21 protein-coding genes are annotated in these 25,654 nt (G+C 72.1%); 7 read left to right on the forward strand and 14 right to left on the reverse strand.

Annotation, left to right across the window (positions count from 1 at the left end; genetic code table 11):
* Positions 1–66 precede the first annotated feature (66 nt).
* The 3 genes from QSK36_RS10555 to QSK36_RS10565 all read right to left on the reverse strand — a co-directional run bounded on the left by QSK36_RS10555 (position 67) and on the right by QSK36_RS10565 (position 4,003).
* Positions 67–987, reverse strand: a complete 921-nt coding sequence (locus QSK36_RS10555) for a hypothetical protein (RefSeq protein WP_285782235.1) — start codon at positions 985–987, stop codon at positions 67–69.
* A 170-nt stretch (positions 988–1,157) separates the two neighbouring features.
* A complete protein-coding gene (locus tag QSK36_RS10560) occupies positions 1,158–2,054 on the reverse strand; it encodes a hypothetical protein (RefSeq protein ID WP_285782236.1) in 897 nt (298 codons plus the stop codon).
* Between the two features lie 107 nt (positions 2,055–2,161).
* A complete protein-coding gene (locus tag QSK36_RS10565; protein WP_183537399.1) occupies positions 2,162–4,003 on the reverse strand; it encodes an AMP-dependent synthetase/ligase in 1,842 nt (613 codons plus the stop codon).
* Between the two features lie 371 nt (positions 4,004–4,374).
* Here QSK36_RS10565 and QSK36_RS10570 point away from each other — a divergent pair, with 371 nt between their 5' ends.
* Entirely contained in the window at positions 4,375–5,880 is a 1,506-nt protein-coding gene (locus QSK36_RS10570; RefSeq protein ID WP_285782237.1) for a peptide MFS transporter, read from the forward strand.
* Positions 5,881–5,937: 57 nt separating this feature from the next.
* Here QSK36_RS10570 and yczR read toward each other — a convergent pair whose 3' ends face one another.
* The gene (gene yczR, locus QSK36_RS10575) at positions 5,938–7,383 is read right to left on the reverse strand and encodes a MocR-like transcription factor YczR (protein WP_285782238.1); all 1,446 of its coding nucleotides are present in this window, start codon (positions 7,381–7,383) and stop codon (positions 5,938–5,940) included.
* Positions 7,384–7,447: 64 nt separating this feature from the next.
* Between yczR and yczE the strand changes: the two genes are divergently transcribed.
* The 3 genes from yczE to QSK36_RS10590 are packed head-to-tail and all read left to right on the forward strand — an operon-like array spanning position 7,448 to position 11,738.
* On the forward strand, positions 7,448–8,086 hold the full coding sequence (gene yczE / locus QSK36_RS10580) for a membrane protein YczE (RefSeq protein WP_183537396.1): 639 nt from the start codon (positions 7,448–7,450) through the stop codon (positions 8,084–8,086).
* 31 nt (positions 8,087–8,117) lie between these two features.
* On the forward strand, positions 8,118–9,914 hold the full coding sequence (locus QSK36_RS10585) for a glycoside hydrolase family 15 protein (RefSeq protein ID WP_285782239.1): 1,797 nt from the start codon (positions 8,118–8,120) through the stop codon (positions 9,912–9,914).
* A gap of 51 nt (positions 9,915–9,965) precedes the next feature.
* A complete protein-coding gene (locus tag QSK36_RS10590) occupies positions 9,966–11,738 on the forward strand; it encodes a glycoside hydrolase family 15 protein (protein WP_285782240.1) in 1,773 nt (590 codons plus the stop codon).
* Between the two features lie 71 nt (positions 11,739–11,809).
* Here QSK36_RS10590 and QSK36_RS10595 read toward each other — a convergent pair whose 3' ends face one another.
* Together QSK36_RS10595 and QSK36_RS10600 are read right to left on the reverse strand one after the other, a co-directional pair.
* Positions 11,810–12,715, reverse strand: a complete 906-nt coding sequence (locus tag QSK36_RS10595) for a hypothetical protein (protein WP_285782241.1) — start codon at positions 12,713–12,715, stop codon at positions 11,810–11,812.
* Between the two features lie 43 nt (positions 12,716–12,758).
* Positions 12,759–13,721 carry a S66 peptidase family protein gene (locus tag QSK36_RS10600; RefSeq protein ID WP_285782242.1) on the reverse strand — a complete coding sequence of 321 codons (963 nt, stop codon included), beginning with the start codon at positions 13,719–13,721 and terminating at the stop codon, positions 12,759–12,761.
* 31 nt (positions 13,722–13,752) lie between these two features.
* On the opposite strand from QSK36_RS10600, the gene QSK36_RS10605 reads away from it, so the two are divergent.
* Positions 13,753–14,631, forward strand: coding sequence for a sulfotransferase family protein (locus QSK36_RS10605; protein WP_285782243.1), 879 nt, complete (start codon positions 13,753–13,755; stop codon positions 14,629–14,631).
* A 26-nt stretch (positions 14,632–14,657) separates the two neighbouring features.
* Here the strand turns inward: QSK36_RS10605 and QSK36_RS10610 are convergent, their stop codons facing one another.
* From QSK36_RS10610 to QSK36_RS10630, 5 genes are all read right to left on the reverse strand, one after another.
* A complete protein-coding gene (locus QSK36_RS10610; protein ID WP_139573102.1) occupies positions 14,658–16,544 on the reverse strand; it encodes an ABC transporter ATP-binding protein in 1,887 nt (628 codons plus the stop codon).
* Between the two features lie 76 nt (positions 16,545–16,620).
* The gene (locus QSK36_RS10615) at positions 16,621–17,478 is read right to left on the reverse strand and encodes an enoyl-CoA hydratase/isomerase family protein (protein ID WP_285782244.1); all 858 of its coding nucleotides are present in this window, start codon (positions 17,476–17,478) and stop codon (positions 16,621–16,623) included.
* A gap of 194 nt (positions 17,479–17,672) precedes the next feature.
* The gene (locus tag QSK36_RS10620; RefSeq protein WP_030507271.1) at positions 17,673–17,888 is read right to left on the reverse strand and encodes a helix-turn-helix domain-containing protein; all 216 of its coding nucleotides are present in this window, start codon (positions 17,886–17,888) and stop codon (positions 17,673–17,675) included.
* Between the two features lie 115 nt (positions 17,889–18,003).
* Positions 18,004–19,602: an ABC-F family ATP-binding cassette domain-containing protein gene (locus QSK36_RS10625; protein ID WP_285782245.1), complete on the reverse strand. Its 1,599-nt coding sequence runs from the start codon at positions 19,600–19,602 to the stop codon at positions 18,004–18,006.
* A 145-nt stretch (positions 19,603–19,747) separates the two neighbouring features.
* Positions 19,748–20,443: an acVLRF1 family peptidyl-tRNA hydrolase gene (locus QSK36_RS10630; RefSeq protein ID WP_285782246.1), complete on the reverse strand. Its 696-nt coding sequence runs from the start codon at positions 20,441–20,443 to the stop codon at positions 19,748–19,750.
* Positions 20,444–20,560: 117 nt separating this feature from the next.
* On the opposite strand from QSK36_RS10630, the gene QSK36_RS10635 reads away from it, so the two are divergent.
* Complete coding sequence (locus QSK36_RS10635) at positions 20,561–21,904, forward strand: EAL domain-containing protein (protein ID WP_285782247.1); 1,344 nt, start codon at positions 20,561–20,563, stop codon at positions 21,902–21,904.
* A 167-nt stretch (positions 21,905–22,071) separates the two neighbouring features.
* On the forward strand, positions 22,072–23,064 hold the full coding sequence (locus QSK36_RS10640) for an aldo/keto reductase (RefSeq protein ID WP_285782248.1): 993 nt from the start codon (positions 22,072–22,074) through the stop codon (positions 23,062–23,064).
* A gap of 24 nt (positions 23,065–23,088) precedes the next feature.
* Here the strand turns inward: QSK36_RS10640 and QSK36_RS10645 are convergent, their stop codons facing one another.
* The 3 genes from QSK36_RS10645 to QSK36_RS10655 are packed head-to-tail and all read right to left on the reverse strand — an operon-like array spanning position 23,089 to position 25,654.
* Entirely contained in the window at positions 23,089–23,694 is a 606-nt protein-coding gene (locus tag QSK36_RS10645) for a response regulator transcription factor (protein WP_285782249.1), read from the reverse strand.
* Positions 23,691–24,860, reverse strand: coding sequence for a sensor histidine kinase (locus QSK36_RS10650; RefSeq protein WP_285782250.1), 1,170 nt, complete (start codon positions 24,858–24,860; stop codon positions 23,691–23,693). Before QSK36_RS10650 ends, QSK36_RS10645 begins: the two co-directional genes overlap by 4 nt.
* 56 nt (positions 24,861–24,916) lie before the next feature.
* Positions 24,917–25,654, reverse strand: a complete 738-nt coding sequence (locus tag QSK36_RS10655; protein ID WP_182902069.1) for an ABC transporter permease — start codon at positions 25,652–25,654, stop codon at positions 24,917–24,919.

Genomic DNA, 25,654 nt, shown 5'->3' on the forward strand with positions numbered 1-25,654 from the left:
AACCGCGTCAGAGAAAAGCCGGACGCCCGACCCCTTCACGGGAGCCGGGCGTCGCGGTCGGGTCTTCTAGTGGCGCCAGACCTTCACGTAGTCGGTCGCCTCGGAACCCTTGAGCCGGCGGTTGCCGTCGAACCGCACGGCCCAGGTGCCGGACCGCCAGGCCCGGACGCTGGTGGCGAAGTCGCCGTCGCCGTCGGTCTCGATCGTGTCCACGTACTGCCACCTCGGGGAGCCCGAGGGCTGGAAGTAGACCTCCACGTCCTGCGAGCCCAGCCAGTGCCAGTCGTTCCAGTAGTCGCGGCTGTCGAAGCAGTAGCGGTCGCCGCCGCGACGGCCGGAGAAGTTGTCCCAGTCGTCGTAGTACCAGTCACCCCAGCACTGGGCGACCTGCAGCGTGCCCTTGAGGGTCAGCGAGCGGCCCTTGCGGACCGGCTCGGGCGTGGCGTCGAAGCCGGCGATGCGGGTCGCCTTCGGGCCCGACGGGCGCGGCGCGTGCCACTCCCTGCGCTTCACCGTGAAGGAGCGGTCCTCGGTGTACTTCTTGCCGTCGAGCCCGATGGCCTCGACGTGCACCCGATAGGTGCCCGCCCGGTCGCTCCAGTCGAAGCTCCACGAGCGCGAGGCGCGGTCGAACTTCGGACCGTCGTCGTGGCCGCCCCGCCGCTTGCCGAACCAGTGGTCGCCGCCGTGGTCGCCGTGGTCCCTCGGACCCCACAGGTCGATGTCCACGCTCTGGACGTCCTTGGTGGTGACCCGGGCGGTGACCTGGGCGGACCGGCCCCTGCTCACCACGACCACGTCGGGGTCGACGTCGACCGACACGATGCGCGGGTCGGGCGTGTACGGCTTGTGGAAGTTCTCCCCAGCGGTGGGGCTCGGCGTGGGCGACGACGTAGGCGCGACGGTGTCCGCGTACGCGGGCGCAGTCGCGAGCGCCGAGGCGCCCATGGCGACCGCTACCAGGGTGGTAGCAGCTCGTTTCACCATGAGGGTGTTCCTCTCCCCGTTCAGGAAAGCGCCCCCGGTTTGGGACGCACCTACGTCATAGACGTCACAAGGGAGAGAAAAGTTGCCTCACTCATTCATTAAAGAGATAACAAAATGATAACTGTCCCTTTATGTCTATTTTATGCCTTTTTGAGGCACTGACGGCCTTTTTATGCTTCTCGTTGCGGGCTGGCATCGGCGGCGTACCGGGACGTACCTGCATATTCGGCACGCCACGCGCCCTCGCCGTCCGCACGGACCCGGGCGGTGAACCAGCCGTCCCTGCGGGTGACCGCCTCCCCGACGGTCTTCCAGCGGGACGACCCCGCGGGGCGGAAGCAGATCCTGACCCGCTGCCCGGCGAAGGGCCGGTAGTCGACCTTCCCGACCGGGTCCACCCGCAGCAGCGTCCCGGTGACGCGCACGCCGTCTCCGTCGCGCACCACCTTGAGCCCCTCGATCTCGGTCGCCCGGCGCAGGTTGAACCCCACCCGGGCGACGGCCCGCTCGCCCCGCGCGTTCACCGCGGTCGCGGTGACCGTCCACGGACCGCTCGGGTACCACCGCGACAGCGGCTTGTCCGGGAGGAACCGCCAGGTCTCCCACTCCCCCGACGAGATCCGGCGGACCGGCCGGCCGGTCCGCGACGCGCCCACCATGCCGGGCATCGCGGCGGACGCCAGCCCGCCCAGGCCCGGCAGGGGCACAGCCGGGGGTACGGCGGTGCCCGGCGAGACCACGGGGTCCGGGGAGCCGGGCGGCACCGGCACGGCGTCGCCGGACGGCGGCGAGGGGGTCGCGGCCGGCTCGGGCTCCTTCCCGGGCTCCCCTCCGGGCTCGTCGCCTCCCGAGGGGGCGCGGCCGGGTTCCAGGACGACGGAGACGCGGTCCGCGCCGCGCGCCACCACGTCGACGACCAGCCGCACCGACCCGCTCGGGCCGACCACGGGGTCGGACGGGCGCACCTCGACCGAGCGGATGGCCAGGTCACCGGAGGCGGGGGCCGGCGCGGCCGCCGCCGTCGTCGCGGTCGCGAGGACCAGCGTCGCGAGCAGAGGTCTCATCATGCCCCGTGACCGTACGCACGCCCGCGGGCCGCCCCGCCCCCGACACACTCCCGGCCCGGTAAAGATTCGGCTCGTAAAAATTCGGCCGGGGAGAACCCGCCTCGTGATCAGCCGGTCGTGTACAGCTCCTCGATCACCTCGGCGTACCTGGCGTGGACGACCCGGCGCTTGAGCTTCAGGCTGGGGGTGAGCTCGGCGGTCTCGGCCGTCCACTCGACGGGCAGCAGCCGCCACCGTTTGACCTGCTGCACCCGGGCGAGCTTGCGGTTGGCGGACTCGACCGCCGCCCCGACCTCCTTCAGCACGTCCGGATGCGCGGCCAGGTCGGCAAGGGAGCCGAAGGCGATGCCGCGCGCCCGCGCCCACTCGGGCGCCACCTCGGCGTCCAGAGTGAGGATCGCCACCGGGTAGGGCCGGCGGTCGCCGTACGCGAGGGCCTGCCCGATGAGCGGATGCTCCTTCAGGTGACCCTCGATGGCGGCCGGGGAGACGTTCTCCCCGCCGGAGGTGATGAACAGCTCCTTCTTGCGGTCGACGATGCGGACGAAGCCGTCCTCGTCGATCGACCCCACGTCGCCGGTGTGCAGCCAGCCGTCGTCGTCGAGGAGCTCGGCGGTCGCCTCGGGCAGGCCGAGGTAGCCGCGGGTGTTGAGCGGGCTGCGGGTGAGGATCTCGCCGTCCTCGGCGATCCGCACCTCCACGCCCGGCTCGGCCCGGCCCACCGTGCCCAGCTTGAAGACGTCCGGCGAGTTGACGGTGAAGGCGCCGGTCGTCTCGGTCATGCCGTACACGTCGATGACCTTCAGGCCGAGGCCGGCGAAGAACCGCTGCACCTCGACCGGCATCGGCGCGGCGGCTGTCGCGCACCAGCGGGCCTGGTCGAGCCCGATCAGGCCGCGGACGACCGACAGCAGCGCGGCGTCGGCCCGCTCGTACGCCTCGCGCACCTCGGGCGTCACCGTGTGGCCGTGCTGCAGCCCCTCGACGTACGCGAGCCCGGCGGCCATCGCGGCGCGCACGCTCTCCTGCTGCTCGGGCGGCTGGGTGGCCAGCAGCGCCTGCAGCCGGGCCGTCATCTTCTCCCAGACGCGGGGGACGCCGAAGAACAGCACGGGGCGCACCTGGCCGAGCGTGGCGCCGAGGTTCGCCATGTCCGTGCAGAAGTAGACGTGGTTGACCTTGACCAGCGGCAGGTACAGGCTGAGCACCCGCTCGGCGATGTGGGCGTAGGTGAGGTAGGAGATCTGCGTGCCGTGCGTGGGCAGGCGGATCATCCGCTGGGTCGTGACGATCTCGAACAGCACGTTCGCGTGCGTCAGCGGGACGCCCTTGGGGTTGCCCGTCGTGCCCGAGGTGTAGAGGACGGCCAGCGTGTCCTGCGGGGTCACCGCGCGCCAGCGCGCGTCCACCGCGGCGGGGTCGGCGGCCAGCGCGTCGGCGCCGAGCTTCAGGAACGCCTCCCAGCTCAGGAAGCGCTCGTCGCCTTCTGGGGCGCCCTCCAGCATGACGATCCTCGTGAGCGCGGGCAGCTCGCCGAGGACCGGCTCCCAGCGGGCCAGGTCGGCCGGGCCGCCGAGCACCGCGATCCGCGCCCCGACGTCGCGGGCGACGTACGCGACCTGCTCGGGGGCGAAGGTCGCGTAGATCGAGCAGGGGACGGCGCCCGCGTGGACGGCCCCGAGGTCGGCCAGCACGTGCTCGCTGCGGTTCACCAGCATCAGCGCGACGGCGTCGCCCGGCCGCAGGCCGAGCGCGGCGTAGCCCGCGGCGATCTGCAGCACCCTCCTCCGCGCCTCGGCGTAGGTCAGGGTCGTCCAGCCGTCGCCGGCCGGGTCGGAGTAGGCCGGCGAGTCCGGATGCTCCTGCGCGGCCCACCTGAGCTGCTCGCACACCGTCCTGCCCGCGATCTCCCGCTCGATCGCGGCCCGTTCCTCAAGTACGCCGGTCATCGCGCCTCCCAACGGGCATATCGCACGCGTGGCATGCATCGCACCACACGAGATCGCCACGGACAAGACCCCGGCGGTGAGCGGACGCGGGCGAGCGGGTGAGAACCCCGCCGCCCGAGCGGTTCCAGGGCGACGAGTGCGGTCCCTGGTCTGTCCCCGGGCCGAATCGGCGCCGGTACTCCACAGGAGTGAGCCCGGTCTTTCGGCGCATCAGCGCACGCAGATCGGCAGCGGTGCCCAGCCCACTGTGCCACGCGACCGCTTCCAGTCGCGACTCGCCCCGCTCGATCTTCGCGCCGCCAACATATTCGGACAAAGGGGATATAAAGCCAGGTAAGGTACACGGGATGGTGCGTGATCGGGGGGATCGCATGGCATCCGGAAGATCGGGTCCGCCGATGGGCGAGCGGACGTTCTTCGGCCATCCACGGGGACTGGCCACGCTGTTCGGCACGGAGATGTGGGAGCGCTTCAGCTACTACGGCATGCGCGCCGTCCTCGTGCTGTTCCTGACCGCGCCCGCCACGCGCGGCGGCATGGGCCTGCCCGAGACGACCGCGGTCGGCATCTACGGCGTCTACATCGCCTCGGTCTACCTGCTCGCCCTCGCGGGCGGCTGGCTCGCCGACCGGCTGCTCGGGGCGCGCAGGACCGTGCTGTGCGGCGCCCTGGTCATCATGGGCGGCCATGTCAGCATGGCGATGCCCATGGGCGGCGGGTTCGTCTGGCTCGGCCTCGTGCTGATCGCGCTGGGCAGCGGGCTGCTCAAGCCGAACATGTCGGCGCTGGTGGGCGAGCTGTACCGGCACGAGGACGACGCCCGGCGCGACTCCGGCTACACGATCTTCTACATGGGGATCAACCTGGGCGCCTTCCTCGGCATCATGATCGTGCCCTGGCTCCAGACGGGCGGCCGCTGGCACCTCGCCTTCGGCGCGGCGGCGCTCGGCATGGCCATCGGCCTGACGCAGTACGTCCGGGGCCGGGCCACCCTGTGCGGCGCCGGCGAGGAGCCGGACCACCGCCTGACGCCGGACGAGGAGAGGCGCTTCAAGGTCGTCGCGGGCGTCTCGCTCGCCGTCGGCGCGGGCGCGCTGGCCCTGTGGGCGCTCAGCGGCACGCTCACCGTGGACCGCTTCGCCCTCGTGCTCACGGTCGTGACGGCGGCCGTGCCGGTCGCGTACTTCGCCTTCCTGTTCTCCTCGCGCGAGGTCACCGAGGAGGAGCGGACCGGGCTGTTCGCGTACGTGTGGCTGTTCCTGGCCGCCGCGATCTTCTGGCTCGTCTACGACCAGGCCGGCAGCGCCCTGCTGCTGTTCGCGAAGAACGACACCGACCTGAACGTGCTCGGTTTCACGATCCCCCCGGGCTGGGTGGGCAACGTCAACTCGCTCGCGATCATCATCGTCGCCCCCCTCTTCGCGGAGATGTTCCTCAAGGCGGGCACCCGGATCAGCACGCCTCTCAAGTTCGCGATCGGCCTGGTGATCGTCGGGCTGAGCTTCGTCGTCATGTCGGTCGCGGCCGGCGTCGCCTCCGGCGGAGTGAAGGTCTCGATCATGTGGCTGCTGTCGGTCTACCTGATCCAGACCGTCGGCGAGCTGTTCCTCAGCCCGGCCGGGCTGTCGGTCACCAACAAGCTCGCTCCCCGGGCGTTCGAGAACCAGCTCATGGGCCTGTGGTTCCTCTCCATGGCCCTCGGCGACTCCGTCGGCGGCCAGGCCTACCGGCTGACCAAGGTCGTGCCGATGCCCCTGTACTACCTCGCCCTCGCGCTCGCCGCGATCGCGGCGGGGCTCGTCATGCTGCTGTTCGTCCGCAGGCTCCGCACGCTGATGGCCGAGCACCACATGCCGCCCGTGCCCACGCCCAGCTGAACGGAGACAGGGCCGAACGGAGACAGGGCCGAACGGAGACAGGGCCGAACCCAGCGCTCACAGGGTCGGCGTGAGCGGCTCGCACGGGCGATAACGGGCGGGGTCGCGGGCGATGCGGCGCACCGCCTCCTCCATCACGGCCGGCGGCTGGGTGAACGGCAGCCGCAGGTAGCGCTCCAGCGTGCCGTCCACGCCGAACCACGGGCCCGGAGCCAGCCTTACGCCACGGGCGGCGGCGGCCTCGGCGACCGAGCTCGCCACCGGCCCGTCGAGCCGCACCCACAGCGAGCCGCCGCCGCGCGGCGCCGTGAACGCCCAGCCGGGCAGCTCCTCGCGCAGGACCGCGGCGAGCGCCGCGCAGGACGCGCCGAGCGCACGGCGGCGCTCGGCGCGCACCTCCTCGATCCGCTCGAACAGGCGCGCGACCACGAGCTGCTCGAAGACGGCGCCCGCGATGTCCACGGCGGCCCGCAGCACGGCCAGGCGGCGGACGGTCGCGGCGCTCGCCCGGATCCAGCCGACCCGCAGGCCGCCCCACCACAGCTTCGAGGCCGAGCCCACGCTGATCACCCGGCCGTCGGTGTCGAACGCGGCCAGCGGCGCCGCACGCGCCGTCTCGTCCAGCACGATCTCCGCCCAGCTCTCGTCGGCGATCAGCGTGACGCCGTACCGGCGGGCCGCCTCCACCAGTTCGGCGCGGGCGGCGTCGGCCATCAGGTGGCCGGTCGGGTTGTGGAAGTCGGGGATGACGTAGGCGAGACGGGCCGCCGACTGGCGCATCGCACAGCTCACCAGGTCGAGGTGCCAGCCGTCCTCCTGCACGCCGACCGGCACCAGACGGGCTTCCCGCATCCGGACCGCGTCGATCGCGTGCGGGTAGGTCGGCGACTCGACCAGCACCGGGTCGCCCCGCCCGGCGAACGCCGCCATCAGCAGGTGGACGGCGTGCTGGGCCCCGGCCGTGACGAGGATCTGCTCGGGACGCGTGGGCAGCCCCCGCTCGCCGTACCTGCGGGCGATCGCCTCGCGCAGCGGCGCGAGCCCGGCCGGGTGGTAGCCCATGCCCAGCGCGTACCTGTGGTAGGCCCGGCCCACCTCCTCGATGGCCTCGCCGAGCAGGGCGCTCGCCGGAGGCGCGGCCGCGTGCAGCGGCAGCAGCCCGTCGTCGTCGGACGCCAGCCACGGGTTGTCGGTGCCGAGCGCGCCCGGGTCGGGCAGGGCCACGCGGCTGCCGGATCCCTGCCTGCTCTCCAGGTAGCCCTGCTCGCGCAGCCGGTCGTACGCGGCGGTCACGGTGGTGCGGCTCACACCGAGGGCCTCCGCCAGGTGCCGCTCGGCCGGCAGGCGCACCCCGACCGCGAGCCTCCCGTCCAGAACGAGGCCGCGTACGGCCTCCGCGAGCGCCCGGTAGTAGGGCCGGACGTCCGGCGTGTCTCCCGTGCCTTTTCGTGTGCCGCTCCGGACGAGCCTGGCGAGCTGGGGAGCGCTGAGGTACCGGTCCATAAAGGCCAATTTCTCTGATTGGCCCTTTTCCTGCAACCCCGCCTGCCTGCACGATGGGCCGACTATGACCGAACTCTCCCTCCCCCGCCCCCGTTCGCTCCCGCTGCGGCTCATCCGCCTCTACACCGGCCTGGCGCTGTACGGCACCGGGATCGCCCTGCTCGTCAGGTCCGGGCTGGGCCTCGATCCGTGGGAGGTCTTCCACCAGGGGATGTCGGTGCGCACCGGGTGGTCGATCGGCCTGTGCATCAACCTGGTGGGCGCGCTGGTGCTGCTCCTGTGGATCCCGCTGCGGCAACGGCCCGGCCTCGGCACGATCAGCAACGTCCTGGTGGTCGGCACCAGCGCCGACGGGGTGATGGCGCTGGTCCCCGCGCCCGCGGCCTGGCCGGTCCAGTGGGCCTTCCTCCTGGGCGGCATCGTCGCCATCGCCGCCGCCTCGGGGCTCTACATCCACGCGGGCTTCGGTCCGGGGCCGCGCGACGGCCTGATGACGGGCCTCAACCGGCTCGGGCTGTCCATCCGGCTCGCCCGCACGGTCGTCGAGATCACCGTGCTCGCCGTGGGCTGGCTGCTCGGCGGCACGGTCGGGATCGGCACGGTGGTGTTCGCCCTGACGATCGGCCCGGTGACGCAGGTCTTCATGAAGCTGTGGGCTCCCACGGGGGACACCGCCCGGCCACCGGGCACGAAGCCGGCATGATGAGGCGAGCGCTCGCGGGTAGGTGAGCAGCATGCGGATCGAGGACTACGCCCTGATCGGGGACACGCAGTCGGCCGCCCTCGTCGGCCGGGACGGCTCGATCGACTGGCTGTGCCTGCCGCGGTTCGACTCCCCCTCCTGCTTCACCCGGCTGCTCGGCGACGAGTCCAACGGCTTCTGGCGGCTGGCCGCCGCGGGACGCGAGCAGGCCACGCGCCGCGCGTACGTCGAGGACTCGCTGGTGCTCGCGACCGATTGGGAGACCTCCACCGGGACGGCCAGGGTGGTCGACTTCATGCCGGTTCGCTCCGGTAACCCGGACCTGGTCCGGGTGGTGGAGGGCCTGTCCGGGGTCGTCGAGATGACGACGGAGATCCGCATCCGCTTCGACTACGGCCGGATCGTGCCGTGGGCACGCCGGGCGGGCGGCCATCTGCACGCCGTCGGCGGCCCCGACTCGGTCTGGATCCACTCGCCCGTCCCGCTGCGGGGCGGCGACTACCGGCACGAGGCGACGTTCACGGTCGCCGCCGGGCAGCGGCTGCCGTTCGTGTTCACCTGGCACCCCTCCCACCAGCCGCAGCCCCAGGCCATCGACCCCCTCGCCGAGCTCGGCCTGACCGTTCAGGCGTGGCGGGACTGGGCCGCCCGTTGCGGCTACCGGGGCCCCTGGCGGGACGCGGTCGTCCGCTCGCTGATCACGCTCAAGGCGCTGACCTACAGCCCCACCGGCGGGATCGTCGCGGCGCCGACCACGTCGCTGCCCGAGCACCTGGGCGGGGTGCGCAACTGGGACTACCGCTACTGCTGGCTGCGCGACGCCGCGATGACGCTCGACGCGCTCCTGCGGGCGGGGTACGTCGAGGAGGCGGAGGCCTGGCGCGTGTGGCTGCTGCGCGCCATCGCGGGCCGCCCCGAGGACCACCAGATCATGTACGGCGTGGCCGGCGAACGCCGCCTGCCGGAGATGACCCTCGACTGGCTGTCCGGGTACGAGGGCTCACGCCCCGTCCGCATCGGCAACGGCGCCGCCGGCCAGTTCCAGCTCGACGTCTACGGTCAGGTGGTCAACGCCCTCTACAAGGCACGCAAAAAGGGCATGCCGCCCGACGACTACACCTGGTCGCTGCTGATGAAAGGGGCCGAGTTCCTCGAACACAACTGGGACCGGCCCGACGAGGGACTGTGGGAGGTGCGCGGCCCCCGCCGTCACTTCGTCCACTCCAAGATCATGTCGTGGCTCGCCATGGACCGCATGACCCGGGGGGCCGCGGAGCTGGGCCGTACCGGGCCGTTCGACCGGTGGTGCGCCCTGCGCGACCGCATCCACGCGGAGGTCTGCGACAAGGGCTACGACCCAGAACGCAACACCTTCACCCAGTCCTACGGCTCCCGCGAGCTGGACGCCGCCCTCCTGCAGATCCCCATCGTCGGCTTCCTGCCCCCCGACGACCCCCGCGTCACCGGCACCATCGAAGCCATCGAACGCGAACTCATGACCGACGGCTTCGTCCTGCGCTACCCCGTGGCGGAAGACAACCCCGTCGACGGCCTCCCCGGCGGCGAAGGCGCCTTCCTCGCCTGCAGCTTCTGGCTCGCCGAAGCCAGAGCGATGACCGGCCGCCACGACGACGCCGTCGAACTGTTCGAACGCCTCGTCGCCCTATCAAACGACGTCGGCCTCCTCGCCGAGGAATACGACCCCAAAACAGGCCGCCAACTCGGCAACTTCCCCCAGGCCTTCAGCCACATCCACCTGATCCACACGGCCCAGGCGCTGAGCCGAGAGGTACGCGGCGCCGGCACGGCGAAGGCGATGAGCATCTGACAGCCACGCTCGCGGGTGAGAGGACGGTCTGCGCCCGGTAGCGTGACGGGCATGCGGATCGAGGACTACGCCCTGGTGGGCGACATGCAGTCGGCCGCCCTCGTCGGCCGGGACGGCTCGATCGACTGGCTGTGCCTGCCGCGGTTCGACTCCCCCTCCTGCTTCACCCGGCTGCTCGGCGACGAGTCCAACGGCTTCTGGCGCCTGGCCCCCACGGGACACGAGCAGGCCACGCGCCGCGCGTACGTCGAGGACACGCTCATCCTCGAGACCGTCTGGGAGACGCCCACGGGCGCGGTCAAGGTCATCGACTTCATGCCGCCCCGGCACGCCAACCCCGATCTCGTACGGATCGTCGAGGGCCTGTCCGGCACCGTGGAGATGACGACGGAGATCCGCATCCGCTTCGACTACGGCCGCATCGTCCCCTGGGTGCGCCGAAGGAACGGGCACCTGCACGCCATCGGCGGCCCCGACTCGGTCTGGATCCACTCCGCCGTCCCGCTGCGGGGCGGCGACTACCGGCACGAGGCGACGTTCACGGTCGCCGCCGGGCAGCGGGTGCCGTTCGTGTTCACCTGGCACCCGTCCCACCAGCCGGAGCCGGAGCGGATCGACCCGCTGGAGCAGCTGGCCGAGACCCGGCTCCTGTGGGAGGAGTGGGTCTCGCGATGCGGTCACCGGGGTCCCTGGCGCGAGGCCGTGGTCCGCTCGCTGATCACGCTCAAGGCGCTGACCTACAGCCCGACCGGCGGCATCGTGGCCGCGCCGACCACGTCGCTGCCCGAGCACCTGGGCGGGGTGCGCAACTGGGACTACCGCTACTGCTGGCTGCGCGACGCCTCCATGACGCTCGACGCGCTGACCGGTGCCGGTTACGTCGAGGAGGCCGCCGCCTGGCGTTCCTGGCTGCTGCGCGCCATCGCGGGGCGCCCCGAGGACGTCCAGGTCCTTTACGGCGTGGCCGGCGAACGCCGCCTGCCGGAGATGACCCTCGACTGGTTGTCGGGCTACGAGAACTCGGCGCCCGTGCGGATCGGCAACGGCGCGGCCTCCCAGCTCCAGCTCGACATCTACGGGGAGTTCGTCGACGCCCTCTACCAGGCGCGCAAGCAGGGCATGGCGCCGGACGACCACGCCTGGGCCCTGGTCACGAAGGTCATGGAGTTCTTCGAGCACAACTGGGACCAGCCCGACGAGGGACTGTGGGAGGTGCGCGGCCCCCGCCGCCACTTCGTCCACTCCAAGGTCATGGCCTGGGTCGCGGCCGACCGCATGGTCCGCGTCATCGAGGAGCTGGGCCGGCGCGGCGACGTGGAGCGCTGGCGTGCCCTGCGCGACCGCATCCACGCCGAGGTCTGCGACAAGGGCTACGACCCCGAACGCAACACCTTCACCCAGTCCTACGGCTCCCGCGAGCTGGACGCCGCCCTCCTGCAGATCCCCATCGTCGGCTTCCTGCCCCCCGACGACCCCCGCGTCACCGGCACCATCGAAGCCATCGAACGCGAACTCATGACCGACGGCTTCGTCCTGCGCTACCCCGTGGCGGAAGACAACCCCGTCGACGGCCTCCCCGGCGGCGAAGGCGCCTTCCTCGCCTGCAGCTTCTGGCTCGCCGAAGCCAGAGCGATGACCGGCCGCCACGACGACGCCGTCGAACTGTTCGAACGCCTCGTCGCCCTATCAAACGACGTCGGCCTCCTCGCCGAGGAATACGACCCCAAAACAGGCCGCCAACTCGGCAACTTCCCCCAGGCGTTCACCCACATCCACCTGATCCGCACGGCCCAGGCCCTGGCCCGCCACGCCGAGCGGCGGTAGCCGGGGCTCCTGGCGCACTCGCGGAATCCGGGCGACCGTTAGTTGCCCCCGCCCCGTGCCCGGGGCGGGGGTTACGACTGGCCGGCGATGCGGGCGAGGAGCCGCGCGAACTCCGGCGGCGGCGCGACGACCAGCCGGGTCTGCCCGTCGTGGCTGATGAGGTCGGCCTGGATGCGGGTCAGCTTGCCCCGGCGCCACCAGTACACGTGGGGGCTGAGCCCGTCGGCCCGGCCGGCGTGCTCCCGGTGAGCGAAGATGCGCAGGCGCTCGATCGCGCGGACCACGCCGATGCCGGCCACCGGGTGCACCGCGACCATGCCCCGGTGCGGCAGCACGGCGAGCATGCCGTCCTCGGGCACGTCCATGTACGCCGTCAGGCGGCGCAGGTGGGCCGCCGCGCTGGGCGCGGTCAGCAGCGAGACCTCGGTCCCGGCGAGGTCGAGCCGCGACACGGTGGGCCGCTCGTCGGTCAGGGCGTTGCCGATCGCCACGTCGAGCGCCTCGGCCGGCGGGATGGGCCAGCAGAACGCCTCCTCCGGGCGCACCGGACGGGCGCCGACGGTCAGCACCTCGATCAGGTCGGCGCTGAGGTGGCGGCCGATGATCCGGGAGGGATCGGGGAAGGCCGGGTCGTCGGCGGCGTGGACCCGCGTGCGCAGCAGCGGCTTGATGGGCGTGAGGTTGCAGGCGTCGAACGGCTCGCCCGACACCGCGTGGGCCAGATGCTCGGAGACCAGCATCGGCCAGTCCTCGCGGGCGCGGCGACCGGCCTCCCGGCGCAGGCCGACGAGGTTCACCACCCGCTCACGCTCGGGCGAGGTCAGCGTCAGCGACGTGCCGTCGGCCGCGAACGCGCAGGTGTAGCCCATGGTCTCGGCGACCAGGGCCAGCAGGGAGTCGAGATCGACGTCCTCGACGGCTCTCGGGGCGGGATGATCCGGCCGCGTCCGGCTGAGCAGTCGCCGCAAGAGTCCCAACGCACCATCCCTTCGCCACGGCCCGGGCGCATCCGGGCGCGTCTCAGGTTGCCGCGTCAGAGTCGCGGAAGGTGCCCGCGACAGAGCACGATTCGGTCACAATAGCCACATTCGTCTCCAACCACATCGACATCTGTGGTGCGCCGTGGCCGACGGGCAGGCCCGCGACGGCCGGGACGCCCAGCGGGGCCAGGAGTTCCGTCAGCACGGGCAGCGGGTCGCCGCAGTCCACCCACGATCCCAGCACGATGCCCGCCGCGCCGTCGAGACACCCGGCCTGCAGCAGTTGCGTCACCATGCGGTCGATCCGGTACGGCTCCTCGGTGACGTCCTCAAGCAGCACGATACGGCCCCGCGCGCGCAGCGCGTACGGCGTGCCGCAGAGGGCGGCCAGCAGGGCGAGGTTGCCCCCGGTGAGCCGGCCCTCGGCCCGGCCCGGCACGATCACCCGGTCGCCCGTGACCGGCGCGGGCGTGCCGCCCTCGAACAGGGCCTCGCGCAGGTGGGCGAAGGTGGCCGGCTCGGGCCCCTCCGGGTCGCTGATCGTCGCGCACGCCGGCATCGGCCCGAACAGCGTCGCCAGGCCCAGCCGGTCGGCGAAGGCCCGGTGCAGCGCGGTGATGTCGCTCGATCCGAGCAGGATCTTCGGACCGGCCGCCGCCATGGCGTCCCAGTCGAGCAGCCCGAGCAGCCGGGTGGTGCCGTAGCCGCCCCTGGCGCAGATGACCGCCGCCACTTCGGGATCGCACCACGCGTCCTGGAGGTCGGCCGCCCGTGCGGCGTCCGGCCCGGCCAGGTAGCCCTCCCGTGCGAGGATCGACGCCCCGTGCACGACCCGCAGCCCGAGCCCGGCCAGGACCTCGGTGCCGCGCTCGAGCCGTACGGGATCGACGGGGCCGGCCGGCGCGACCAGCGCGACGGTGTCGCCGGGCCGCAGCCGCCGGGGCAGGCTCGGGACCGTTACAGAGGCGTCACCGCCCGCCCCGCCGCGGAAGCGCTCGCTCACCCTTCAAAGGGTGTCAGACTTAGCGGTATCTATGCGACCTCCGACGCACATCCTCGTGGTCAACGGTGTCAAGGTCCGTCGTCCGGTGTTCGTTGTCGCGGCGCCGCACTCCGGCGCGGACCTGCTGGGCCGCGCCCTCAAGCGCTCGCCCGGTTTCCACGTGACCATGGGCAGGGGCCCGGTGGCCCGGGTCGTCTACGCCTTCGCCAGGAGACCGTCGATCGCCCGCAGCGGCGGCGCCCCGCAGGTGCTGCGCGACGTGCTGGCGGAGGCGTGGCAGGTGGTCCCGGCGGCGTGCGCGGAGTGCACGACCACCTGCCGGGAGGCGGGCGGCATCGTCGGCGCGGGGCCGTGCGTCGGGCCGGGCACGCTGTCCCGGTTCGGCGACGCCAGCCCCGACCTGCTCTACAGCGCGCCGGTGCTGCTGCGGGCGTTCCCCGACGCCCGGCTCATCCAGATCATCCGCGACGGCCGCGACGTCGTCGCCGACATGCTCGCCGACCCCGCCTGCATGACCTGGGTCAAGCCCCACATGCTGAGCGAGGACGCGGAGTTTCCCAACCCGTTCCTCGGCGTGCGCTCGGCCGAGCACCGCGAGCGCTGGGCCGGGATGCCGCCCGCGGGCAAGTGCGCCCTGCGCTGGCGCGGCGCCGTACGGCTGAGCGCCGCCCTGCGCCGCGAACTGCCCGGCGAGCACCTGCTCACCCTGCGGTACGAGGACATGGTGGCCTCGCCCGGAGAGGCGATCGACGCGGTGTCGTCCTTCCTGGAGGCCAAGATCTCCACGATCGCGTTGTACGGCACGACGATCCCCCGGCCGGGAGGCTGGCGCAGGCGGCTGTCGGCCGAGGACGCCGAACTGGTGGAGAAGGTGGCCAGGGAGGAGCTCGCCCGCCTCGGCTACCGCTGAACCGTGTCTCAGGGGTCTCGGGCGCCTCAGGAACCGCCCGGGCCCGAGCCGGTGAACTGCGTGCGGTACAGCTCGGCATAGGCGCCGCCCCGCTCCAGCAGCTCCTCGTGCCGGCCGCGTTCGGCGACCCGGCCGTCCTCGACCACCAGGATCGTGTCGGCCTCGCGGATGGTCGACAACCGGTGGGCGATCACCAGCGACGTCCTCCCCCGCAGGGCGGTCTTCAGCGCCTGCTGCACCGCGGCCTCGGACTCCGAGTCCAGATGAGCGGTCGCCTCGTCCAGCACCACCACCCGCGGCGCCTTCAGCAGGAGCCGGGCCAGGGCGATGCGCTGCTTCTCCCCTCCCGACAGCCGGTAGCCGCGGTCGCCGACGACCGTCTCCAGCTCCTCCGGCAGGTTCTTGACCAGGTCGGCGATCTGGGCCGCGCGCAGGGCGTCCCAGATCTCCTCGTCGGTCGCCTCAGGACGGGCGTAGCGGAGGTTGTTGCCGATCGTGTCGTGGAACAGGTGGGCGTCCTGCATGACCACTCCCACCGTGTCCCTGATGCCGTCCAGGGTGACGTCGCGGACGTCCACGCCGTTGATCCGGACGGTCCCCTCGTCCACGTCGTACAGCCGGGACACCAGTTGGGTGATGGTCGTCTTGCCCGCGCCCGAGTGGCCGACGAGCGCCACCAGCTCGCCCGGGTGCGCGGTGAACGACACGCCCTTGAGCACTTCCTGCGAGGGCCCGGTGTCCGGGCGGGCCACCGACTCGAGCGACGCCAGCGACACCTCGGAGGCGGCCGGGTAACGGAAGCGGACGTCGTCGAACTCGATCGTGACCGGCCCTTCGGGGATCGGCCCCGCGTCCGGCTTCTCGGCCACCATCGGCTTGAGGTCGAGCACCTCGAAGACCCGGTCGAAGCTCACCAGCGCGGTCATCACGTCCACGTGGACGTTCGACAGGCTGGTCAGCGGGCCGTACAGGCGCATGAGCAGGGACGACTGGGCGACCAGGGTGCCGAGCGCGAAAGCCCCGGAGATCGCGAGCACGCCGCCGAGACCGTAGACGAGCGCGGTCGCCAGCGCGGCGACCAGGCCGAGCGCGATGCGGAACACCGTGCCGTACATGGCGACGATCACGCCCACGTCGCGGACCCGGCCCGCGCGCTCCGCGAAGTGGGCCGCCTCGTCGTCCGGCCTGCCGTACAGCTTGGCGACCATGGCCCCGGCCACGTTGAACCGCTCGGTCATCACCGAGCTCATCTCGGCGTCGAGCTGCATCTGCTCGCGGGTCAGCGCGGACATCCGGCGGCCGACCCACTTGGCCGGGAAGATGAAGATCGGCAACAGGACCAGCGCGACCAGCGTGACCTGCCACGACAGCACGAGCATGGTGCCGAGCACCATGACCAGGCTGATGACGTTGGACACCACCGACGACAGCGTGCTGGTGAGGGCCCGCTGCGCCCCGATGACGTCGGTGTTCAGCCGGGAGACGAGCGCGCCGGTCTGGGCGCGCATGAAGAACGCGACCGGCATGCGCTGCACGTGGTCGAAGACCTCGGTGCGCAGGTTGTAGATCAGGCCCTCGCCGATGCGGGCGGAGAACCACCGCTGCACCAGGCCGAGCCCGGCGTCCAGCACCGCGAGCGCTCCGATCGCCGCGGCGAGCCACACCACCACGTCGACCCGCCCGGGGGTGATGCCGTAATCGATGATCGCCTTCATCAGCAGCGGGTTGGCGACCACGATGACCGCGTCGACCACGACCAGCGCGAGGAAACCGGCGATCTGGGCGCGGAACGGCCGGGCGTAGCCGGCGATACGCCTGACGGTCCCCGGCGTGAGCCGCTCCTTCGTCACGGAGCTGTCACGCCGTAAGGACCGCATCACCTGAAGGCCGTAGCCCCCGTTCATCATCGACATATGTCGTACATCCTCCCAGCCGTGCAGCGGTGGGAGGACTCCCCCGATTCCCCCGTCAGCTCGAAGCGAACAGCACTTATCCGTTCGACCCGAACAGTGCCCGGATGCGCGCCACCTGCTCGGCCCGCTCGGCGGCGGCCTGCTCCTCCAGCGTGCGTCCCGGCGCGGCCTGCAGCAGCCGCTTCGTGGCGGCCGCGGCGGCGCGGTCGGTCGCCAGCAGCGCGGCGGCCAGGTCCTGTACGGCCTGGGCCAGCTCGGACGCGGGCACCGCGATCTCGGCCAGGCCGAGCCGTACGGCCTCGGCGGCCCCAACGGTACGTGCGGTCAGGCACATCTCGATGGCCCGGGGAACCCCCACGATGTCGGCCAGGGGCTTGGTCCCGGTCAGGTCGGGAACCAGCCCCAGCGCGGGCTCCTTCATGCAGAACTTCACGTCGTCCGCGACGACACGCAGGTCGCACGCGAGTGCGAGCTGGAAGCCCGCCCCGATCGCGTGGCCCTGCACGGCCGCGATCGACACGATCTCCGGCCTGCGCAGCCACAGGAAGCCCTTCTGGGCCTCAGCGATCCGCTGCTCGAACTCGGTGTCGCCGAGCGCCGCGGCGCTCGCGAACGATCCCTGTCCGGGCACCCCCTCGGGCCTGAACATACGCAGGTCGATCCCGGCTGAGAAGGACGGCCCCTCGCCTTCGACCACGACCACTCTCACCTGCTCCGGAAGGGTCTCCCCGATCCGGGCCAGAGCCGACCATGTCGCGAACGTCTGAGCGTTGCGCTTGTCCGGCCGGTCCAAAGTGACGGTCGCGATCTCGCCGTCCACCTCGAAGCGCACTCCGACCTCGGCCGGCGCGGCCGCCGAGATCGTCGACACATCGGAGCCGTCGCCCGTCTCACGGGCGTGCTCCAGATTCCCCCCCATTGCCGCTTCCGCCATGCCCTGCTCCTGCTCCGGTGCGGCGTCGCCTCGCACGGCCGGTCCGGTGCGGCGCACCGTCCGTGCCGGGCGTCCGCCCTCCTGTTCATCTCGCGGTCGCGCCCGAGCTTACCGAATATCGTTCTGGCGAGTCGGACGCGACCGCTCCTCCTGCAGGAACGAGCGGCTGCGGTCGCGCGTCTTGAGGTGGATCTCTAGCGCTTGGACTTGCCCCGGGTCGCGCCGCCGCGCCCGCGCAGAGTCACTCCGGACTCGCTCAGGATGCGGTGGATGAACCCGTACGAGCGGCCGGTGGAAGCAGCCAGAGCGCGGATGCTCTCACCCGCGGAATAGCGCTTCTTGAGATCGGCGGCCAGCTTTTCCCGGTCGGCCCCGGTCACCCGGGTGCCCTTCTTCAGAGTCTCGGCCACGAGTACCTCCTGTAGTGCCAGACTTCCGCAGCGTTACTTCAGCCCATGATCAGTCATTTCGACGGGATCGGCTACCTACTCCGCGGGAAAAGATCCCTACCCGCTCAAATTAAGATCAGGCGAGCGCCACAAGATCGGAAAATTCGTCGCTCCATGCGTCTTCTACTCCGTCTGGCAACAGAATCACCCTATCGGGCTGCAGCGCCTCCACGGCCCCCTCGTCGTGCGTGACCAGCACAATCGCGCCCGTGTAGGAGCCGAGGGCGGTCAGCACCTGATCGCGGGAGGCCGGATCGAGGTTGTTGGTGGGCTCGTCGAGCAGCAGCACGTTGGCGCTCGACAACACCAGCGTCGCGAGGGCGAGACGGGTCTTCTCCCCGCCGGACAGGACCCCCGCGGGCTTGTCCACGTCGTCGCCGGTGAACAGGAACGACCCCAGCACCTTGCGCAGGTCGACGTCGGCCAGGTCGGGCCCGGCCGAGCGCATGTTCTCCAGGACCGTGCGCCCGGCGTCGAGCGTCTCGTGCTCCTGCGCGTAGTAGCCGAGCTTGAGCCCGTGGCCGGGCAGGACCTCGCCGGTGTCGGGCTTCTCGATGCCCGCGAACAGACGCAGCAGGGTGGTCTTGCCCGCGCCGTTCAGGCCCAGGATGACGATCCGCGAGCCCCGGTCCACCGCGGCGTCGACGTCGGTGAACACCTCCAGCGAGCCGTACGACTTGGACAGGCCGCGGGCCGTCAGAGGGGTCTTCCCGCAGGGCGCGGGGTCGGGGAAGCGCAGCTTGGCGACGCGGTCGGAGCGCCGCTCGCCCTCGACGCCGGAGAGCAGCCGCCGGGCGCGCCGCTCCATGTCCTGGGCCGCCTTGGCCTTGGTGGCCTTCGCCCGCATGCGGTCGGCCTGGGACAGCAGGGCTGACGCCTGCCGCTCGGCGTTGACCCGCTCACGCTTGCGCCGCTTCTCGTCGGTCTCCCTCTGGGCGAGGTACGCCTTCCAGCCGACGTTGTAGGTGTCGATCACGCAGCGGTTCGCGTCGAGGTGGAGCACCCGGTTTACCGTCGCATCAAGAAGGTTCACATCATGGCTGATGATCACCAAGCCGCCCTGGTGCGAGCGCAAAAAATCACGAAGCCAGCCGATCGAGTCCGCATCGAGGTGGTTTGTCGGCTCGTCAAGCAGGAGAGTCTCCGCTCCGGAGAACAGGATGCGGGCCAGTTCCACCCGGCGTCGCTGGCCGCCGGAGAGGGTCTCCAGCGGCTGGCCGAGGACACGGTCGGGCAGCCCCAGGCTGGAGGCGATCGAGGCCGCCTCCGACTCCGCCGCGTAGCCGCCGAGGACGTGCAGGCGGTCCTCCAGGCGGCCGTAGGCGCGCACCGCCCGATCGCGTACGCGCTGGTCGTCGGCCGCCATCCCGGCCTCCGCCTCGCGCAGTTCGCGGAGCACGTCGTCGAGGCCGCGGGCCGACAGGATCCGGTCGCGCGCCAGCACGCTCAGGTCGCCGGTGCGGGGGTCCTGCGGCAGGTAGCCGACGCTGCCGGAGATCGTGACCGTGCCCGCGGCGGGCAGGCCCTCTCCCGCCAGGACCTTGGTGAGGGTGGTCTTGCCGGCCCCGTTGCGGCCGACCAGACCGATCTTGTCGCCCGGGTTCACCCGGAACGAGGCGCCCTCGATGAGCAGGCGCGAGCCGGCGCGAAGTTCGATGTCGGTAGCGATGATCATGGTTAAGGGGACACTCCCGTAGGTGATGGGGTCAGGATCGGCACCGGGAGCGATCAATCGGGAGTGCGCATGGGCTCAAGTGTAGTGCCGCCGTGTCCACCACCGCCTGCGGTGAAACCCCGCCCTCGCCCCGCCGCACGGCCGGTCAGGGGTCGATCACGCGGATCCGTACGGCGCGGAACAGCGCGGGGGCGCCCTCCAGGACCGCCAGCCGGGGGTCGGGGACGGTGAGGAAGGGGCCGGTCTCCAGCGCGAACAGCGGCGCGAGGCGCCGGTCGCGCCTGATCTCGTCGATCGAGCGCCGGTCCCCGCCGAGCACCACGGCCTCCAGGTCCGCGAGCCTCGGCAGGAGCACCCGGACGGCCACGTCGGCGGCGGCCCCCAGCGCCTCGGCCGACTGCTTGTCCCTGCGCCGGGCGAAGCGCTGCTGCGACCACCCGCCCGCCGCGCTGCGCCCGTGGACCTGACGCGAGCCGACCTTGCCCGTCACGAGGCGGGCCCCGGCGAAGACGCCGGCGGCGTGCCCGCCGAGCCGGGCCAGCAGCACGCCGACGGTCCGCTCACGGCACACGTGGGCCACCAGCGCCGCCGCAGGCGGGGGAAGGCGGAACTCGCCCTCGTGCCCGCCGCCACCTTCACCCTCGCGGGAGGGGCGCAGCGGCGGGAACGGCACGTGGCACTCCGCGACCGCGCCGTCGGCGGCGTCGAGACGGACCAGGTCGGGCAGGACGACGGCCTCGATCGCGCCGTGCCGCTCGGCGAAGCGCGCGATCCATCCGGCGAGCCGCTCGGGGGCGACCGAGATCCATCTGCCGCCTCCCGCGGCGGGCCCTGCCGTCATGGCTGATCAGCCTACTCGTGCACCGTCTGTCGGATTCCGTCCAACTGACGGGGAAATATAGGTGAATTTCCTTCTGTGGACGGCAAGTCCGGGGGCCCGGCGTCCCACAATTCAATCGTGTCGCTCCCCTCCCCCTCGGCGGCGCCGCTCGCCGCGACCTCGCAACTCGCCCCGGCGTCCGGCCCGGCCCCGGCGACCCCGTTCCCCCCGGACAGCGCGCGGGAACACGCCCCGGCGGACGCCGTGTGGGAACACGGCCCGGCCACCATGGTGCGGAGGTACACCCCGGCGGCCGCCGCCCAGCCGTACGACCAGCGCGCGTACGCGCCCGCGGGTCCCGCGCCCGGCTTCCCCGGCCCGGCCGCCCCGCTCTTCCTCCCGGTGGTCGACCTCGACACCGGCGGCGCCGTGGCCATCGAGGTGATCGCCGAGGGCGCCTCCTCCGGCGGCCCGGGCGTGGCGGGCCCGGTGAACGGCCTGCTGGCCGCCGCCCGAGAGGAGGCCCTGCTGCCGCTGGTCCTGCCGATCTCCGCCGCCGCCGTGGCCGGGGGTACGGCCGGCCTCGCAGCGCTGCACGAGGCGATGCGCGTGTGCAACCGGCGTCCCCGCGAGGTCATCCTCGTGATCGAGGGCGATCCCGCGCCCGTGGAGCGCACGGCCCTGCTGTCCGGGATCGACGGGCTGCGCGCGGTGGGCTACCTCATCGCCTTCGGCGGGGTCGGCACCGCCGCGCTGCCGCTCGACCTGCTCGCCGACGCCTCGCCGTACGTGATCGCGCTGTCCCCCGACCTGGTGGCGCGGGGACCGCGCGATCCCCGGCGCGGCGCGCTCGCGGAGTCGCTGGTCCGGCTCGCGCGCGGCGTCGGCGCGCACGTGCTCGCCCCGGGCGTGCGGGACGAGACGGAGCTGGCGGCCGTACGCGGCTGGGGCATCCGGCTCGCGCAAGGTTCCCTGCTCGCGCCGTCGGACTGGCGCCCCTCCCACGGGTACAACCGCGTCCACGTGCCGCTGCCGGTGCCCGAGGCGGCCGCGGTCACCGCGTCGCTGGGCCCCCGGGTGCAGGAGCTCCTGCTTCCCGCGGTGACGCTGCCGGCCGGGTCGACGGCCGAGGAGGTGGTCGCCGTGCTGAGCGCCGAGCCCTCGATCACGAGCGTGATCCTGGTGGACGAATACCAGCGGCCGCAGGGCAGCATCGACCGCAGCCGGTTCCTGCTCTTCATGGCCGGGGCGTACGGCCACGCGCTGCACGCGAAGAAGTCGGCCGGCCGCCTGGCGGACACCGCGAAGATCGTGGCGAAGACGACCCCGGTGATCGCGGCCATGCAGGTGGCGGGGCGGGACAACGCCCGCGTGTACGACGACCTCGTGGTGGTCGACGAAGTCGGCAGGTGCATGGGCGTGGTGCGGGTCGGCGACCTGCTGCGGCACGCCGCCGACCTCCAGGCGCAGCCGGCCCGCTGAGGCCACCGCGGACCGCGGCCGAGGGCGCGTCCGGCCTTCTCCCCTTCACGGGCGATACTACGGCGGCGTCGCCGCTCGCCTCAGACTTGCAACATGACTGTCGCAAGTTGTAGCTTCACTGCGTCCCGTTTGATGCGACCAGTGACGCCCCTGAGAGGGAGAAACACGTGGAGTACACCCGCCTCGGCCGCAGCGGCCTTTCGGTGTCCCGGCTCGTCCTCGGCACCATGAACTTCGGGTCGCGTACGTCCGAAGAGGACAGTCACGCGATCATGGACCGTGCGCACGAGCACGGCCTCAACTTCTTCGACACGGCCGACGCGTACGGCGCGCAGCAGGGCGAAGGCGTCACCGAGCAGATCATCGGCCGTTGGTTCGCCAAGGGCGGCGGCCGGCGCGACAGGACCGTGCTGGCCACCAAGGTCTATCAGCCGATGGGGAACTGGCCCAACGAGCAGTTCCTCTCCGCCCTGCACATCCGGCGCGCGTGCGAGGCGTCGCTCAGGCGACTGCGGACCGACCACATCGACCTGTACCAGATGCACCACATCGACCGGAGCACGCCGTGGGAGGAGATCTGGGAGGCGTTCAGCGTCCTTCGCCGGCAGGGAAAAGTGCTCTACTTCGGCTCGTCCAACTTCGCCGGCTGGCACATCGCCCAGGCGCAGGAGGCGGCGCGGTCCCGGCACTTCCTCGGGCTCGTCAGCGAACAGTCCATCTACAACCTGATGTCGCGCTGGGCCGAGCTGGAGGTGCTGCCCGCCGCGCGGCACTACGGGCTGGGGGTGATCCCATGGTCGCCGCTGCACGGCGGCGTGCTCAGCGGCGTCCTGCGCAAGCAGCGTGAGGGGGTCGCCGCCCGCAGCGGCTCGGGGCTCTGGGCCGCCGCGCTGGCCGAGCACCGGGACTCCGTCGAGGCGTACGAGAAGTTGTGCGCCGACATCGGCGAGGACCCGGCGCACGTCGGACTGGCGTGGCTGCTCGCCCAGGACGGCGTGACCGGACCGATCGTCGGGCCGCGCACGATCGAGCAGCTCGACGGCTCATTGCGCGCACTGACGATCACGCTCGACGACGGCACGCTCGCCACGCTGGACGCGCTCTTTCCGCCCCCCGGCCCCAACGGAGCCAGGCCGGCGCCCGAGGCGTACGCCTGGTGATCATGCCCCGCCCTGCCTCGCCGGTCAGAGCCAGCCCTGCGCCTGAGCCTTCTGGACGGCCTCGATCCGGTTGCGCGCGCCGGTCTTGTGGATGGCCGCCGAGAGGTAGTTGCGCACCGTGCCCTCCGACAGGCGCAGCCGCAGCGAGATGTCGTTGATCGTCGAGCCGTCCGCGGCGGCGGACAGCACGTCGCGCTCGCGCGGCGACAGGGGGTTCGGCCCGGCGCTGAGCGCGGCGGCGGCCAGACCCGGGTCGATCACGCGCTCGCCCCGCAGCACCCTCCTGATCGCGGCGGCCAGTTCGCTCGCGGGACTGTCCTTCACCAGGAAGGCCACCGCCCCGGCCTCCATCGCGCGGCGCAGATATCCGGGCCTGCCGAAGGTCGTGAGGATCACCACCCGGCACCCGGGGACCCGGCGGCCCAGCTCCTCGGCGGCGGAGATCCCGTCCCTGCCGGGCATCTCGATGTCGAGCAGCGCGATGTCCGGTGTGGTCGCCTCGGCGACGGTGATCACCTCGTCCCCGTTCGCCGCCTCTCCGACCACCTCGATGTCGGGCTCCAGGCCGAGCAGGGAGGCGAGCGCTCCCCGCACCATGCTCTGGTCCTCAGCCAGCACGACCCTGATCACTCGCCCAACCTATCCGCGATCATCTCCGCCGTACGGCCCAGGGGCGGCGGAACCGCGACCCGCACCCTGAACCCCCGCTTGCCGGCCTCGACCTCCAGGTTCCCGCCCGCCGCGCGCACCCGCTCGCCGAGCCCGGTGAGGCCGTTGCCCGGCTCGTACGCCCCGCCGCCGCCATTGTCGGCGATTTCCAGCACCGCGCCCCCCTCCCCGTACGACACGTCGATCTCGCAGCGGGTGGCCCCGGAGTGCCGTACGACGTTGGTGGTGGCCTCGCGTACGGCCCAGGCGAAGAGGCCGTCGAGGTCCTCGGGCAGCGGGGTGCCGCGGGTGCGCACGGTAAGGGCGACGTCGGCGGCGCCCAGCGCCGACCTGGCGCCGTCGATCTCCTCCGACATGCGGCGCCGGCGGTATCCGCCGACGGCCTCGCGCACCTGGGCCAGCGACTGCCGCGCCACCGACTCGATGTCGGCCACCTCCCCGGCGGCCTTCGGCGAGCCCTGCTCGCCCAGGCGGCGGGCCAGCTCGCTCTTGAGCACGATGAGCGAGAGGCTGTGTCCCAGCAGGTCGTGCAGGTCGCGGGCGATCCGCAGCCGCTCCTCGGTCGCGGCCAGCCTGGCGACCTCGCTCTGCGCCTGCCTGAGCTGGACGACGAGGACGCGGGTGTTGCGGACGCTCATGAACAGCACGCCGAGTGTGACGATCTGCAGCACGAGCGCCCACACCGTGCCGTCGTCGGCGCCCATGACCTTGCCGTCGGCGACGACGAGCGCGGCCATGGCCGCGAGACCCAGCAGGGCGCGGCGGGGCGGCAGGCCCATCGCGTAGACGACCACCAGGTAGACCGGCAGGGTCAGCCAGGAAGGGCTCCGGAAGATCAACGGGAAGACGGCCCCCATCCCCGTCGCGACGCCGAGCAGGGGGAACATCCACCGGGGGTGATCGTGGAGGTCGCGCGGCCCCAGCACGATCGTCAGGTAGACGGCTATGAAGACCGCGAGCGCGGCCATCCACCAGGCCGCCCGCGCGCCGCGCACCGTGCCGTCGACCACCTCGGACACCGGGTAGAAGAGGTAGATCAGGCCCAGCGACATGCCCATCAGGCGCCTCAGGCGGGAGGGACGGTCGTCCATCCCGCCGAAGGTGAACACTCTGGCCAGCCGGCTCATCCCGCTGTCCCTCCGAACGTGGTGGATATCAGGCGCGCACCGTCGCGCTGTGTCGATCAGGCGCGCACCGTCGCACGACGGTAGGCGACGAGCGCCAGTGCCACCAGGGCCACCCCCCAGGCGAGGATGCCGGCCGCGTCGGCCGCGTGCGGGGTCTCGCCCGCCGCGATCCGCCATCCGATGCGCGCGTAGTCGTACGACGGGGTCACGTGGGCGATGCTCTTCATGGCCGCGGGCATGATGCTCTCGGGGAACCAGAGCCCGCCGAGCAGGGCCAGCCCGAACATGCCGATCATCGCGACGGGCTGCGCGGTGTCGGGCGGCAGCAGGGATCCGATCGCCAGGCCCAGCGCCGCGAAGGGGATCGTGCCGGCCCACATCGCCAGGATCAGTTCCACCCACCGCACCGGCGACAGCGACACGTGCTGGGTCAGCACCGCGGCCAGGCCGACCAGCAGCAGCGACGGCAGCACCAGCAGCAGCGAGGAGATCAGCTTCGTCAGGATGATCGCCCGGCCCGGCAGCGGGGTGATCTGGAGCTGCCGCAGCCAGCCACTGTGCCGCTCCTGCGACCAGGGCACGGCCGTCGACATCATCGCGGCGGCCAGCGCGCCGTACGCGGCCATCGAGACCATCAGCAGGACGCTGCCGCGCAGCCCGGTCGCCTGGTCGGACTCCGAGCCCCAGAGGTTGGAGTAGAGGAGGTAGAAGCCGACGGGGAAGGCGACCACGAAGATGACGTAGCGCTTGTTGCGCAGCATCCGCAGCAGTTCGACCTTGATGTAGTGCCGCAT

It is taken from the genome of Microbispora sp. NBRC 16548, from assembly GCF_030268985.1.
Taxonomy (GTDB): Bacteria; Actinomycetota; Actinomycetes; order Streptosporangiales; family Streptosporangiaceae; genus Microbispora; species Microbispora catharanthi.